The organism is Halopenitus sp. H-Gu1 (assembly GCF_041821145.1).
Lineage (GTDB): Archaea > Halobacteriota > Halobacteria > Halobacteriales > Haloferacaceae > Halopenitus.
In genome coordinates, this window is record NZ_JBGUBC010000006.1 from 136,022 (window position 1) to 151,083 (window position 15,062).

Genomic DNA, 15,062 nt, shown 5'->3' on the forward strand with positions numbered 1-15,062 from the left:
GATTGACAACCCGGGATTCAGAACAGCCGGTATGGTCCTCAATCGGCGAACGGCCCTCCACCTCGCCGGAACAACCGTAGCCACAGCTCTCGCAGGCTGTGCATCACTCACACCAGATTCCTCCACAGATCCGAAACAAGAGTATAGTCTCTCACTCGACCGAATTGAACAACCGCTCGTTGATTACGTCCTCTACCATCCCGGTGAAGACGTATACGACCAGCCCGCCCACCGTGCGTTAGCTGAAATACTCCCCGACGGTCGGCACACGACCTACGGCTACAAGCCTCTTCCCGAGGACGCATTCGTTGCTCACGACGAACGGTATTACCAGACGAAAATCGTTGTCACTGGCGAACGGCGAATGGAGCGACCATTCGTCCGCGTCACTCCTATACCTGAGGATCAGGTTCCTGAGGACGTCCCGACGGTCGATTCACTCGCCCGGCCTGTCGGCCGCGTCATCAAAATCCTTCACAGCTACACCGTCACAAACGGGGAAAGCGGGAGTGCCGATCTCCTTCGGGATGATGCCTACGTCCTCCGGCGACCATACGAACTGAATAGCCGCCTTACCGACGACCTCGATGGGCAAATTGTGGTGATGGATTCTGACGGCCACTGGGCCTACCGGGTCAACGTTACGACGGAACGACTTTATGAACCAGCGTACACGACACTCGCAATCGAAGTCGCAGCCACGGAAGACGCGTTCCGCGACATCGCATTCGCCGCCAGAGTTGATTCCCGACTCGATCCAGAAGAGCTCAACGCGCCCGTTCGTCAGTTACTCGAACAGGTTATCGCGCAAGACACGTATCGAGAAACGACCCCGCTCTCGACGGAGTACGTAAATCTACTCGACGCGCTCGATCTCGAACACGTCGAGACTGCTTCGAACGGCCATCATCTCTGGTACGACGACACGCTGTACCGATACGGCCTCTACATCAACGATGCGGACTAGCTGTTCTCTCGTTCCGAGAGACGCCTGAGATTTACTACCGTCCCCGTCTACACTCTATTATGGTCTCCCGTCGAACACTCCGAAAAGCCCTCCTCGGCCGTGACGTCGCTATCGCTTATGCGATCATCGTCGCATTGTATCTCCTGAAATTCGTTCCGTTCCAACCCACACAAATCCCGCCCTATCTCCTGATCGTCGCCTATGATCTCGTCGAAGTAGCACTCCCGTTCCTCACCCCGTACTACCCGATCGCATTCCCGCTATTCCTGTATGTGCTCGCTGTGAGTGGCGCAGGCATCACTCGGAAATTTCGCGCCACCGATGGTGAACAGTCAGCCTGGCTGCAGACACTCGGCGGTGTCTGTCTCATCATCGGACTCATCTCACTGGGGTTCGGCGCGTTCGTCGGCGGCCCACTCATCTCCCCCACAGACAACCCGACGCCGCTGGCCATTACCGGCGCGACGGGTGTCATCTTTCTCGTGACGGCTTGGTGGTTGCTCGGCCGCCCGACTTTCCAATCCGCCGCCCCCGCTTGAACGAATCCAAACTCCTCTCGTAAGCAAGCTACCGACCTTGATTAAACGCCAGAAAGAACGACTCAGTTCCGATGTTGATACCCCCGGTTCAACTACTCGCCCGTTCCTCGGATCACGAGGTGAGACGTCGCAATATCCCGTTCGGAGCCTCTGAGAAATCCCTTCGTGAAACCCGCTCCGAACGTCGCATCAGCGAGAGACTCGCCTTCCTCGGGCGGCTCGTTACGGTCCACGATGGTGGCGAAGCGAAAGGTGCGGGAATCCCCCGTTGCGGCGTCAAAAGTCAGGTGCCATCGGTACCGCCCTGCCGACTGATCGGTATCTAAATAGAGGTTCGAATCGGCCTCACCATCGTCGGCGGGAACGACATCTCCGGGATGGGATACGAGCGATCCCGAGCGCCAAGCGTGCTCAACCGTCAGTGAGATCGTTTTCCATCCGCTCGAAGCATCGTAGTTCGAACCGGGAATGAGTCGATACATAGTGATGAGAGCGTACCGCCCAGCCGGTTCGAGATCCAGGACTGACGCGTGTTGCCGGACAGTCCCGTACTCCTCGCTCCCTGCTGTCGTCGTGTCGCTGGCGACAACAGGACGGTTCCATTCCTCCGCAGGGGGAACCAGCTCCTCAGCGTCAGTGGCTGGTGGGTCGGAGGGGTGGTTAGCGATCCTTCCTGTGACCCCGATGACGCCAACGATACCAGTGCTGGCAGCCAGCCCGAGAAGTGTGCGACGTTGCATCAGGAAACTACGCTGTGTGATGGCTGCCACCCCGGGTTCCGACCGCGTAGATCAGGCAAAGCACCGCGCTGAACGCGGTTCCGACGGTAAGCAGCCACATCAGTAACTCGTACGGCGATCGGACTACTAGCGGCTTGTTAAGCAGCAGCATATACTGTCGATACAACATACTATCGAATGAGAACACGATGACGAATCCGATGAGGCTCAAAATGCCAACGCCGATGGTCCAGGAAATCTTCGTTCGCCCTGGAAGCGCCCGACGATGCGCATCACCAAATACCACAGCCATCGTGAGAAGTACAATCGGCGATGCGAATAGTATCGGGTGGAGGGCCATACCTGAGAACACACACGACAACTAAGATAAATCTGAGGAACGAGTAGCGTCTGGTCTGGGTCACTACTTCACCTCTCGAAGCGACCCGTTCTAAACGCAAGGGAGAACACATCCTGTGGGGGATGTTCAGTTTCCCAGCTTAGAGGGGATTGCGAGTCATCAAAAGGGATTTGTCAGCACCAATCTCACACACGGATACTTGCTATGGATGACTCCACCATCATTCAGTTAACAACGCTCTGGTTCGTCATCCTCGTATTCATCCAAACCGGATCTGGTGGATCAGGACCACTACTCACTGCAATTGGGGTTCTGGCAATCCTCCTCTCTTACATCATCCCCGTCACTATCCTTGGACTCCTCGCTATTCGACTGGTTGGCGAGTGACACATCCGGCAAACGAGTCTATGTCCTGTGTCGGTATTCCCATCTGTATGAATCTGTTTCAGGACTCCCGATTCAGAATCACCCAAGACACAAATATTCCGAATCCGAAAAACAACGTATGCACGGCCCGGCACACTGGTTTGGTCTGATACGAGCGTGGATCATTATCGGGCTATTTATCTACGTCGTCTGGTCGTCCCTCGAATGGATTCACACCCAAGTGAACAGGATTCGTCAGCGAATCGTTAGTCCCTGATGACCTAATTGCATCCGTATCGCCTTGCAGAGGAATAGTAATCTTGAAAAGTTAATTGAATCGGATTGATTAATGCGCAGGTTGAGACGGAACAACTCAATCATATAGCCATTCTCCCGAAGGGAAAGACATCGTGTGGATGTCCAGACCTTTCGTACCCTCCACTGGTATGGTTAGATTCTATTGATCGTAGCCACCATCGGGCTTTTTCGCTCAACTACCCGGTGTCATTCCCCATTCCCACCTCACTAGTGTTCCCGCTCGAAAAGTTATTGACCACCAAGGGGCGTCTCGTTCAGACCAGATCGTACGGCATCAACATCAACAATATCATCTCGATCGCACCGATGTGACGGCCGCCACCACGCGGCTGACCTGATTACGAGCGTGTCGTCGGACCATTCGAAGCTCGTGTACGCAGCCCACGGTCGGAACTGACGCTGCAACGGATGTTCGACGACGAGTCCGGTATCCGTCACGCGGAACGTCCGCGGATTCAACACGTTCATCAGCACGACGCCGACGAACAGTAGATAGTACAATCGCCACCCCCACTCGGAATTAAACACGAATGCAGCAAGGATACCGAGGGTGCTGACGGTGAAGGCCACAACAGAAACGCCGCCAGCAATCCGCCGCCACCGGCGAGGCCACCGTGCTTCCCACTCTGTGAGTTCTACCGCCTCTTCAAGAGCAGCGTTCGCGTGCCGCGTTCGACTCATCGCTACCAGTATAATGCCGAGCAGCATCCCGCCAGCGGTCCCCAACACTCCTAGTGGGGCGGCGATGTTAGGCGGTTCAACACCAATAGCAGTCGCACCGAACACCCCACCAAACCAACTGAACGGAAGCACGACAAGCAACCAGACGGCGTCGTGACGGCCAAGGGTGACAGCAAGCCCGGGCGTCCACCATACAACCCAACCGGCGATAGCGGTCACACCCGTCACGGCGATGATCAAGCCGATGTAGAGAATAGCCGCGTCAGCGACGGCCTGCGACAAAGCGAGAACAAGTGCAGGCGCGACGAAGGAGGCGACGTAGAGGCCAGCGACCAACGCGTACTCACCATCAGGGCGCTCAGCGTTCGACCGACCTAGTACAGAACGCGTTGACGCCGCCATAGAGAAACGTTCCACGCCAGGCAACAAAAGACTCCCTCAACACGGGGATTTTATTATCCTCGTAGAGGTAACTCGCGGATATGTTCGGGTTGCCCTCCATCGGCCGGAAACTCAGGACTCGGCTATTCTCACGGAATGCTGACAATTGGAACCACAGACGGCGAATGATTGCGCTCATCCCAGTATGGACCGTCCTTGGATACACCGTCGGCTATTTCGGCGGTGTTCATTGGCTGCCACCGATTGTCCCAGAAGTGATCGTGCCGGAACTGTTCGCCGTTCTCGGGATCCTCGTTGGCAGCGTGTTCATGGCATTGATCGATTAAGTCCGTGCGGTGTATCACTGGACTTCGTCGTGCATGATGGACCACGGTCAGGAGCATCTGATCTTGGGGTCTCCGGATACAGCGGGCCTTACTACTAGTTCGATGTGGCCGTCGTCGGGTTCGGTGACTTGCCGCCCGCGGATGAAGCGAAACGGATTGGCGAACAGTAGTACGTTATCTCGGCCTGGAATATATGACCCCTGAGTGTCACACCTATGCGTGTGTCCGCTACATGCCCTCCACAACTACGAGACGCCGCTTTTTGGCTGGCGTCGCAGCGTCCTGCACCGCGGTCGGTGCTGGAACCGCAGTGACCGGCGCAACGAGGAGTACGCGATTGACTCCAACTACGAACACCCAACAATCAGCGCTCCCGGAAACCATCCGTGACGCGGTCGAACGAGCACTGGACGAGTACGATGCCGACGGAGCAACCGTTTCGGTCGTTGCTCACGGTGAGACTGTCCTGAGCGAAGGATTCGGTCACTCGTATCTCAACTCTGACGCACCCGTTGAACCGGACACTACCCTGTTCCGAATCGGTTCTGTCTCGAAGGTCGCCCCGTTTGTCGCCGCTATGCGACTCGTCGATACCGGTGACGTAGATCCGCACGCTCCGGTCGATGAGGTACTCGACTCCGTTTCGATCCCCGACCAAGACGCGTACGACGAACCAATCACTCTCGCACATCTCGCTACCCATACGACAGGCTTCGAACAACGCTACCCGGGACAAGTGGCAACGACACCGGACGCGATTCGACCACTTCCGGACGTCCTTGAAGCCAACGACCCGGATCAGATCCACGAACCAGGAACCGTTCCGCTGTACACGAACTATAACGCGGGGCTCACCGGCCAACTCGTGGCCGATATCGTCAGGACGGAGTTCGCCGATGCAATCGAACAGGTAGTGTTTGATCCGCTCGGTATGAACGGGAGCACGTTCGATCCGCTACCTGCCGAGCTGGTCGGTGGCCGAACGGACGCTGCGTCGCAAGTGAACTGGTACTCTGAAATGCCGCCAGCGTCCGGAATGTCTGCTACAGCCACTGACATGGCTGCGCTCTTGCACGTTCTTCTCGGGACTGGGACCGGTGATACAGGTCAATTCCTCTCGGCGGAGGCCGTTGAAGATCTCCATAAACAATGGTACACGCCGCACGAACAGCTCGCAGGTATTTCCTTTGGGATGGAGCGCCAGCGTCGAGACGGAACACTCGTCGTTGGTCACCAAGGCGGTGTCCCTGACTTTAGTACCGACCTCCGGTATCTCCCTACCGAAGACGTCGGATTGTTCGTCTCAGTTCACGGTACCGAGGCGAACGACGCCCGTTCCGTAATCTCAGAGGCGTTTCTCGATCATGTTGCTCCCGTCCAAGCCCACGAACCGAGCGACGGAGGTCAACCGACCCGAGCGGACAGCGTCACCGGACGGTACCGCTCACTCCATGTGACAGATACCTCGTCGTTCGAGAAAACCCTCTACGGAATCACACGCCCGACCACTGTCGTCCGGATTGCCGACGACGGGACGCTCGTCACGGATCGAAGGGGGGAGACCCACCGGTGGATTGAAACTGATCCGTTCGTGTTTCGGCGTAGCGATGGCGCGGATACACTTGTCTTCAAACCGTCTGCGGAGGGGACGACGCATCTGTTTCAAGCCAGCGATCCATGGTCTCCACGTGCGGTAGTTCCATGGTACGAGCAGGGTCGGATCCACGGGCCACTCGCGCTCCTCTCGGGCGTCCTCGTTCTCTCCGGCGTCGTCGGCTGGCCGCTTGCAGCAGGCTGGCGGCGGTATCAAAACGCAGAATCTCCACCACAAACGCTCTCACGATGGCGATGGGTCGCTGGCATAACCGCAGTACTACTATTCTCGTTCGCCGTCATCAGTCTGTACGGTGTTACTGAACGATGGCTATACGAGCCCCCACCGGGATTCGATTTATTATTCGCCCTCCCGGGTATCGCGGCAATCCTGTCGATTGCCACAGCTGGGGCCGTCCTTCGGTCGTGGCACCATCAACAGTGGTCGCTATCCACACGAGTCCATCTCACGCTCGTCGCAACAGGACTCGTCACCCTCTGTAGTCTCTGCTGGTACTGGAATCTCCTACAGATTCCACTTTGACTTGCTCTCAGGGCGAGAGTCGTGAACGATCGACTCGTGCTCCTCAATCCGGTTGTGCCACCCAGACTCAACAAGAATCGGTTTGCCTCGCCTCTTCCGGTAACTAAATCTTGTCTCGACCGCCGGCGAACTCGCGGGTTAGCGATGGGGAGCCGGCCAGCGCGATTCCTATTGCAGCGAGTCCAAACGCAAGCACACCAGCTGCACCGACCGGGCTCGCAACTAATTCACTGAGAGTAGCATTCTCCGTAACCGCATAGGCAACGACGATGCCAGCGGAACCGTTGAACACACCGTGGAGCAACGCCGCTGCGAGTACTGATTTCGCGCGAACAACGAGGTACGTGTATACCGGCGAGAACGACAGACAGGCAATCGTCATGGCGACGACCCCAATCACTGGGAAGGAAGGGTAGTTGTAGCCAGCGATGATGACCGGCGCGTGCCAGACTCCCCAGAGGGCACCAATCCCAAACGACGCCTTCCAGAAGCCCCACGGAGCTAGTTCCCAGAGCAGGTACCCTCGCCATCCGAACTCCTCACCGAATGCGAAAAGTGCGTTCACCGTCGTACCCAGCCCGAGCACGAGGCCGAACGTCGCTATCACGCCACCGAGCCCCGACGGCAGTTCGATCCCCGGTGTCGGGTCAACGGTCGGATCAAAGCCGACGCCAGGGACTGCCACCGCAAGAAGGAGCGTCAATCCGACGAGCGGTAGTGCACCCACGGCGGCCACAACGAGCCACCGAACGCGTCCGATTCGCAACCCAACCGTCGACAGCGGAATATCTCGACGGAGGCAGACTACAAGCCCCGCAACCATCGGAGAGAACATATACGCTGGTGCAAGTGCGATCGGGCTCACCTCGATAATTCGAGAAACGATGTGGAGACCGACGGCAAAGACGACCAGAATACTGACGAAGACTGTGAGACGGCTTCTATCAGGACTTGTCATTCAGCACCACTGTGCTGAACGAGATAGTCCCGGCTAATAAACGTATGAGCTGGTTCAAACAAAACTGGAAGATAGCCCGTTACAGTATCGACGGTCTGCACCCAGTTCCTTACATATCGAGCCACTGCAACTCACCGTCGACGAACCTCCGCAGTGATGTCAGTCGCAGGCCGAAGTTGAACTGACGGAACGAACGTTAATGGCTCGTCGGCAGTCACGTCGAGGTCAACACGGCCGACCATCGTTGCCAGCGCCAAAGTCAGTTCCTGCCGAGCGAAATCGTTCCCGATACAGCCGCGTGGCCCACCGCTAAACGGGAAGTACGCGTACTCCGGGCGATCCGTCTCCCGGATCCATCGGTCAGGATCGAACCCCTCCGGGTCATCCCAAAACCGCTCGTCCCGATGGGGCACCCACTGTGGAATCAGAAACCGTGCCCCTTCAGGCAATTCGTAGCCGTCCAGCGTCACGGACTCGGTCGCCTGCCGGTTGACACCCGTCGTCGGCGGATAGATCCGAAGCGTCTCTGCGACGACGTGTTGCGTGTATTCGAGTGCATCGTAGTGCTCGATGGTCGGTCGATCACCACTGACAACGCGGTCGTACTCCTCACAGAGTATCTCGCACACGTCAGGATGGTCTTCAAGCAAGTACCAGACCCGGGTGAGCGCACCAGCCGGCGACTCGTGGCCCGCCAGCAGGAACGCAACCAGATTCTCCTTGACCTCCGCCAGCGTCAGGTTCCCATTCTCGTGAGCAGCAAGCAACGTCGCGCAGACGTCGTCGCTAGCCGCAATCCCCGTGTCTCGTCGCTCGTCGATGAGATCCTCGACGAATGTGTCGAGCCGCTGTACCATCCGACGGAACCGGCGGTCGGTCGGAGTCGGAACCCAGTCCGGAAGCAGCTGGCCGGGTCGTCGGAAGTTCGTTCGATCGACGAGCGCGTCCGCGGCTTCGATCACTACCTTCTCCCGTCCTCGGAGATCCTCGTTCAGTAGCGTTTCCCCCAGAATCTGCACCGTCAATCTACGCATCTCCGCGTGCAGATCGACCTGCTCCCCGTCGTCCCACTCGCCGACGAACCGGGCGGTCACGGACGCCATACGATCGCCGTAACTGGCGATACTCTCACGAGTGAATGCCGGGTGTGCCGCCCTGCGCAGTCGTTTCCATCGGTCGCCAGTCGCAGTCGTCATTGCGCGATCTTCAACACCCGCGAAGGTCTCCTGCTGCTCCGGCCCGATGGTGAATTTGTGCTGTTCCTCGACGAGAATCTGCTTGATGAGATCCGGATGGGTCACCAGGTACATCGACTCGCCCATAAACCGGAGATGAACGAGATCGCCGTGGGTAGCCCACGACTCCATCGCATCAACCGGCTCACGAGAAAACGCGACGCCGTTCCCAATAATCGGAAGACCGTCCGGAGACGGCGGCTGCTCCGTCCCGCTCATATCGATATCTTTCTACTCATCTGTCTTAATCCTGCCCCGCCTCCTCTGAAGACAGTCGTAGAGGAGCTCGTGGATGGCTTTTATCGCCACTCCAATTGTGGTGTGAAGTATGGTCGCTCTCTTGGCCCGAAGTCACTCATCCACTTCCGCTGCAGCGCTCGTCGGCACTCTGGTTGGTATTGCCGTACTCTGTCTGTACTTCGGCGCTGGCTTACTCATCGCAGGATGGAGCGTCAGTGAGTTCCTCGCTCATCTCTCGGGTGACACTGTCGGGTATCTTCTGGGAATGATGGTCCTCGTCATCGCCTCCGTCGGACTACCCATCGCCATCTTCCTCCGATTTGGCCTGATTACACCGCTCGCGGTACTCATACTCGTAATTCTCGGCTGGCTCATCGTCGGTGCCGTACAGGGTGTCCTCTCACTCCAGACGATTTTCGGCCTCGCCCTCTACGCAGCTTTCCTTTCTCCAATCGCCCTCTTTCTCTACGCCATCTTTGGTGGGAGCGAGTATCTATTCCGGGCGAAGACAAACAGTCGATAGGACAGACCTGATCTCAATTCTATATACCCCTCTCAATCTCGCACGCTCATTTAAATAGGGCGGCGATCCCTTACATCAGGGAGTAGAAAACTCAGGGTATTCAATAACGTGTGCGGGGGAAACGCAGGTTGTCATCGATATGTACCGGCATTCGAGAGATGTCGGGTTGCACGTGTGACCGTGCTTTCAATACCGCAGCGATTTGTTACCCTGTATGGGGACCGAACGGACTGCAGACGAGGTCTTTGGGCTCTTGTCTGACGAGATACGACTCGACATCCTCCGAACGGTCGCACTCGCACAACACGACGAGAGACAAACCGGCGTCGCTTCGCTGTCGTTCTCGGACATTTACGACCGTGTAGAGGTGGACAACACGTCGAAACTATCGTACCACCTCGGAGAACTCACCGGCACGTTTCTCCGAAAGCACGAAGACGGCTACGCGTTCACCCACGCCGGCGAACAAATGGTTCGTTTCATTCTCGCCGAGAACTACCAGTCGCCATCGGATGTCGGCACGATCGAGACTGACGGGGACTGCCTGTTCTGTGGCGAAGGCGCACTTCAAGCCACGATCGAAGATCAGTATTTTATGATCCGGTGTTCGGACTGCGAACGTCCCGCGTTCGCGTATAGAGTCAGGCCAGCACAAGTTCGCTCTCACACGAAGGCTGATCTGATCGATACCGTGATCTGGGAACAGGCTGGTGACCTACTCAAGACGCGGCAAGGCGTCTGTCCGGACTGCGCTGGGCGTCTGGAAACGGAGGTACTAGACGCGTCAAACCAACCGACAGGGAGTGCAGTTCCAGTGGATTTTGCTGCGAACAGCGAGTGTCAACAATGTCTGCGTAGTATGGGACTTCCGCTTCCGTACGCGGCAGCCTACCACCCGGAGTCGGTTGCCTTCCACTGGGAGCACGGCGTCGATATCTTGGGGACGGGATTCTGGGAATTCCACCCGCATCTCATCGACGGCCGGTGGACCTCCGAAAAGGTCGAGACCGATCCCGAAGAGTACCGGGTCGAACTGCAGCGTGAGACGACGTCCCTTCGCCTGTATCTTGATGCGAATGCGGCGGTCACGAGAACCGAGCGCGTGCAACGCAGAGACCAGTCCGAGCGGCGTTCGTGACGGAACATTTTCAAAAGACTCGTTTGGCCAATAGGCCTGTCTCGGAGACAAATAGCTAATTGTGCCCCATATGCGCTATTGAGCCAGTTATTCGCTCAATTAGGATTTTGAAACGACGCTGGTAATATATCAATTGTTCGATAATTATTAAGAGGTGGTAGGGTGACACTCCATATGTCGAAACGACACTCGACACAATGACCGAACCCAACCCGCCTGACGAGAAGCGATCTGTCGAACAGCCCTCCAACTACGTGGAATCCCTCGCCGAGGCACACGGCGTATCGGGCTATACGAAAACCCCTGATAGAACAGCCGTCTACGCCGCGTACAACGACGGAACGTACGACTTGCGAACACGCGACGAGCAACTCACGGACGCCGAGGGCGACATCACGTCCCCCAAGTGGCTGCAGGGCCGGGAGTCACTTCTCGCCTACCGCGATGAGAACGGCACCGAACAGTTCGACCTCCTAGAGGTCGATCTGGAAACCGGTGCGATCACGTCGGTTCTCGACGACCAATTCCTCAATTTCAAGGCCAGACAGCATCCGACAGACCCGAATCGGATCGCGTTCGTCTCGAACCGAGACCGGTCACTGGATCTGTACACCCTCCACCTCGACGAGGGTAACATCACCAAACGATCCGAAGCCGACGAACCAGTCATGGGATACGCCTGGTCGCCGAACGGGCAGCGCCTCGTCTATCAGGCCGGCACCTTCGAGGATTCGGGGCTTCGACTCGTCGACCTCCACCTCGACAGAGACGATATCTTCATCGACGAATCGAGTTCTGAGCAGTCGTTCGCCTTCACAGACGACGGCTACGGCGCGTGGTCCGACGCGGGGATCGTCTTCACGACCAACCACCAGACCGGCTACCGAGAACTCGCCGTCGCGGACGGCGACGGCGACTACGAACTCCGGTACGTGAACAACCGCGATAAGTACGACCCGCAATGGACAGCCGACGGTAACATCGTCTTCCTCGAAGCCCGCGGCGGCGACCGTCGCCTGTGTGTCCTCAGCGAGGGCGAGGTCACGACCGTCGAGCGGACAGGGATGAATATGGACGTCAAAGCCATCGACGGCGACGTCTATTACACACATTTGAGTTCGGCCACAGCTGGTGACCTTCGCCAGAACGGAACGACGCTCGTCGGCGAAGGCCGTGTCGACGAACGGACAGTCGCACCCGAGGAGATCAGCTACGAATCGTTCGACGGGCAAGCGATCGCCGCACGACTCTACCAACCGGCCGAAGAGCCGATCGGTGGGATCGTCAAGGCCCACGGCGGCCCGGAAGCACAGCACTACAACCGGCTCGATATGGCCACGCAGACGCTCGTCCACGCCGGCTTCGAAGTCCTCGCCCCGGACTTCCGCGGAAGCCTCGGCTACGGGCGCGAGTTCCGGAAGGCGAGCGACGGCGATCTCGGAGGCGACGACCTCACCGACGTCGTCGCGGCCGCCGAATATCTCCGTAATCGAGGACGGGACACGGTCGGAATCCTCGGCGCGTCATACGGCGGCTACATGGCGCTGATGGGCGTCGGAGCGACGGACGCGTTCGATATGGGCGCGAGCGTCTGCGGCGTCGTCAACTGGAAAACGACCGTCGAGAACGCCCGACAGTACCTCGGTGACGTGGTGATGCGGAAACTCGAAGGAACGCCCGAGGAGAAGCCCGATCTCTACGAGGAGCGCTCGCCGATCACGTACGTCGACGACATCGACGTGCCGCTCCTCCTCGTGCAGGGCGGGAACGATCCGCGGGTTCCCCAAAGCGAGGCCGAACAGCTCGTTGCCTCGCTCTCTGAACGAGAGATCGATCACGAGTACCTGCTCTTCGAGGACGAAGGCCACGGCATCGAACGAACGGCAAACCGCATCGAGTACATCACACGGACTATCGAGTTCTTCACCGAACACGCCTGAAACCGACGAACAACAGCAATACCCACAACACAATGACGACGACAGAACACACGGAACGACTACGACCCGATCGAGAAGAACAGCGAACCGACTCTGACCCGGCCTCGAACAGACCGATGTCAGTCTCGGAAATCAAGGCATCGTACGCCGAGTTCGCGGACTGGATGCATCGGCTCGAATGGATCGACCGGGCCATCACCGGGCGACATCGACGCCTCCGCTTCAGTGACGTGGAAGGCAAGGTGTTAGATGTCGCCTGTGGCACCGGGACGAACTTTCGGTATCTCCCCGAGACGGTCGAACTCGTCGGCATCGACATCAGCCCGGAGATGCTGACAAAGGCCGACGACACCCTCGCGGATCTCGGGAGAGATGGCACGCTTCGGGAAATGGACGCACAGGATCTTGCGTTTCCAGACGACAGCTTCGACGCGGTGATTTCGGCGCTGTCGACGTGTACGTTCCCGGATCCCGTCGCCGCACTCCGAGAGATGGAACGGGTCTGCAAGCCTGGGGGAACGATCCGTCTCGTCGAACACGGCCGAAGTGACGTCGGACCGATCGCCCGGTTCCAGGAGTGGCGGGCCGACGCCCACTATGCGAAGAGCGGCTGTCGGTGGACCCAAGAACCGCGCGACGTCGTCGAAGCGGCAGGCCTCTCAGTTGAGGATACCTCAACCGGTCTGTTCGGTACGATCACCACTTTCGAAATCACCCCCTCCAAGACCAATGACTAACAGTTCGCCCGTCCTGAGCTCCCTGCGCCGGACGCCCAGTGCCCTCCTCGACAACCCGATCCTGTTCGTTCCGGTGTTGATCGTGATGGCGTTTCAGGTGCCGCAGATGGCCTTGCAATCGATCGACCCGATCCTCAGTAGCATCGTCTCGCTCGGGCTGTCGCTCGTCTTCATCGTCGTGCTGCCGTTCTTCCAGGGCGGACTGATCGGGATGGCCGACGAAGCGCTCGATGGACGAACTACCCTTCAGACGTTCGTCGACGACGGCAAATCCAACTACGTCTCGATCCTCGTGGCGTACCTCGCACTGATGGCCATCAACTTCGCCCTCGGGATGATCGCATTCTTTGGAGCGATCTTCGGCGGTGCGGTTCTCTTCCAGAGCGGTGGCCTCCAGTCAGCCAACACCGCAGTCCTGGCCGTGATCGCGGTCATCGTCGCCATCGTGCTCCTGGTGTATCTCCTCCTCGTCTTCTTCGCCCAGTTCTACGGACAGGCGATCGTCCTCGAAGATATGGGCGTAGCAGACGGATTCAAACGAAGCATCTCGGTGGTACGCCATCACCTTGTGAGTACACTCGGGTACTCACTCCTCGGTGCCATCATCGGCGGTCTCGCCGGCGTCGTCTTCGCCGCTGCGTCTCTCATTATGTCGCCTCAGCCGACGACGGTGGTCGCCATCCCCGACCCTTCACTCCCGATCGTCGTCGGTACGGGTCTCATCGTCGTCGGCGGGATGCTGTTCGGCGGCTTCTTCGCGGTGTACTCGGTGTCGTTCTATCGCGCGATTACGCGTTAAAGCTAACCGTACCTCTTTCCTATCCCGCTATCACCATTCCACATATGCCCTCCACAAACACCGTCTCCAGGATCTATAACTGGGCAACGACTCAGCGAAATCTCACGATCTTCGTGGCGATCCTCATCGCCGTCCCGACAGCGTACGCGTTCCAATCAATGGTTAGCGGAGGAGGCTCGGCCGGAGACTTCCTCCTGTTGATGACGCTCGCAGTCGGTGTCCCCACAGCTTACGACGAGTACTGGCCACGCTACACGCAGACGTGGAAAGCCATCGCGTGGGTGCTCACCGCCTGTCTCGTCGTCACGATCGAATTCGTCGGCCTCTATCTCGTCGGAACTGAATACGTTGGCGTCTCACCGTTCTACGCCTCAATCGGTGCGTTCCTCATCACAGACCTTGGAAACCTCGCCTGGCTCTCCGTCCGACACCGTACGTAGCGTTCTCTCCAAGAGCATTTACCCCGCACCCGCCTCAGGAGCAACTAATGCCGGGACGCGCATCATCATCACAAACGCTTCAGTACGTTGGGGCCATCGCGGCAGCGATTGGGGTGATCGGATACGTCGTATTTGGGTGGCGATTTGGCGAAACCGACGCCACGATCCCATTCATCGTTGGCGCACTCGGCGCTGCTATCGCCATTGGATGGACCCTCTATCACCGAATGTCCTGA

The 15,062-nt window shown here is 58.1% G+C and carries 15 protein-coding genes; 10 read left to right on the forward strand and 5 right to left on the reverse strand.

Going from position 1 to position 15,062, the window contains the following annotated elements; all coding sequences use genetic code 11:
- The first annotated feature begins 31 nt into the window (after positions 1-31).
- Entirely contained in the window at positions 32-967 is a 936-nt protein-coding gene (locus ACERIT_RS06690; protein ID WP_373674070.1) for a hypothetical protein, read from the forward strand.
- Between the two features lie 59 nt (positions 968-1,026).
- Entirely contained in the window at positions 1,027-1,506 is a 480-nt protein-coding gene (locus ACERIT_RS06695) for a hypothetical protein (RefSeq protein WP_373674071.1), read from the forward strand.
- 92 nt (positions 1,507-1,598) lie between these two features.
- Here ACERIT_RS06695 and ACERIT_RS06700 read toward each other — a convergent pair whose 3' ends face one another.
- The 3 genes from ACERIT_RS06700 to ACERIT_RS06710 form a co-directional block, all read right to left on the reverse strand.
- Positions 1,599-2,246, reverse strand: a complete 648-nt coding sequence (locus tag ACERIT_RS06700) for a hypothetical protein (protein ID WP_373674072.1) — start codon at positions 2,244-2,246, stop codon at positions 1,599-1,601.
- A gap of 7 nt (positions 2,247-2,253) precedes the next feature.
- Positions 2,254-2,415, reverse strand: a complete 162-nt coding sequence (locus ACERIT_RS06705; RefSeq protein ID WP_373674073.1) for a hypothetical protein — start codon at positions 2,413-2,415, stop codon at positions 2,254-2,256.
- A 1,083-nt stretch (positions 2,416-3,498) separates the two neighbouring features.
- Positions 3,499-4,353 carry a hypothetical protein gene (locus ACERIT_RS06710; RefSeq protein ID WP_373674074.1) on the reverse strand — a complete coding sequence of 285 codons (855 nt, stop codon included), beginning with the start codon at positions 4,351-4,353 and terminating at the stop codon, positions 3,499-3,501.
- Between the two features lie 558 nt (positions 4,354-4,911).
- Here ACERIT_RS06710 and ACERIT_RS06715 point away from each other — a divergent pair.
- A complete protein-coding gene (locus ACERIT_RS06715) occupies positions 4,912-6,816 on the forward strand; it encodes a serine hydrolase domain-containing protein (RefSeq protein WP_373674075.1) in 1,905 nt (634 codons plus the stop codon).
- Positions 6,817-6,919: 103 nt separating this feature from the next.
- Here ACERIT_RS06715 and ACERIT_RS06720 read toward each other — a convergent pair whose 3' ends face one another.
- Positions 6,920-7,774, reverse strand: coding sequence for a CPBP family intramembrane glutamic endopeptidase (locus ACERIT_RS06720; RefSeq protein WP_373674076.1), 855 nt, complete (start codon positions 7,772-7,774; stop codon positions 6,920-6,922).
- Positions 7,775-7,905: 131 nt separating this feature from the next.
- Entirely contained in the window at positions 7,906-9,228 is a 1,323-nt protein-coding gene (locus ACERIT_RS06725; RefSeq protein ID WP_373674077.1) for a cytochrome P450, read from the reverse strand.
- 109 nt (positions 9,229-9,337) lie between these two features.
- On the opposite strand from ACERIT_RS06725, the gene ACERIT_RS06730 reads away from it, so the two are divergent.
- From ACERIT_RS06730 to ACERIT_RS06760, 7 genes are all read left to right on the forward strand, one after another.
- Positions 9,338-9,772: a hypothetical protein gene (locus tag ACERIT_RS06730; RefSeq protein ID WP_373674078.1), complete on the forward strand. Its 435-nt coding sequence runs from the start codon at positions 9,338-9,340 to the stop codon at positions 9,770-9,772.
- 214 nt (positions 9,773-9,986) lie between these two features.
- Positions 9,987-10,910 (forward strand): hypothetical protein, encoded by a 924-nt coding sequence (locus ACERIT_RS06735; protein ID WP_373674079.1) that lies wholly within the window; start codon positions 9,987-9,989, stop codon positions 10,908-10,910.
- A 197-nt stretch (positions 10,911-11,107) separates the two neighbouring features.
- Positions 11,108-12,850 carry a prolyl oligopeptidase family serine peptidase gene (locus tag ACERIT_RS06740; protein ID WP_373674080.1) on the forward strand — a complete coding sequence of 581 codons (1,743 nt, stop codon included), beginning with the start codon at positions 11,108-11,110 and terminating at the stop codon, positions 12,848-12,850.
- 116 nt (positions 12,851-12,966) lie between these two features.
- Positions 12,967-13,587, forward strand: coding sequence for a class I SAM-dependent methyltransferase (locus tag ACERIT_RS06745; RefSeq protein WP_373674081.1), 621 nt, complete (start codon positions 12,967-12,969; stop codon positions 13,585-13,587).
- Positions 13,580-14,386 carry a hypothetical protein gene (locus ACERIT_RS06750; protein WP_373674082.1) on the forward strand — a complete coding sequence of 269 codons (807 nt, stop codon included), beginning with the start codon at positions 13,580-13,582 and terminating at the stop codon, positions 14,384-14,386. The genes ACERIT_RS06745 and ACERIT_RS06750 overlap by 8 nt, the downstream gene beginning before the upstream one ends.
- Positions 14,387-14,430: 44 nt before the next feature.
- Positions 14,431-14,826, forward strand: a complete 396-nt coding sequence (locus ACERIT_RS06755; protein ID WP_373674083.1) for a hypothetical protein — start codon at positions 14,431-14,433, stop codon at positions 14,824-14,826.
- A gap of 47 nt (positions 14,827-14,873) precedes the next feature.
- Positions 14,874-15,062, forward strand: coding sequence for a hypothetical protein (locus ACERIT_RS06760; RefSeq protein ID WP_373674084.1), 189 nt, complete (start codon positions 14,874-14,876; stop codon positions 15,060-15,062).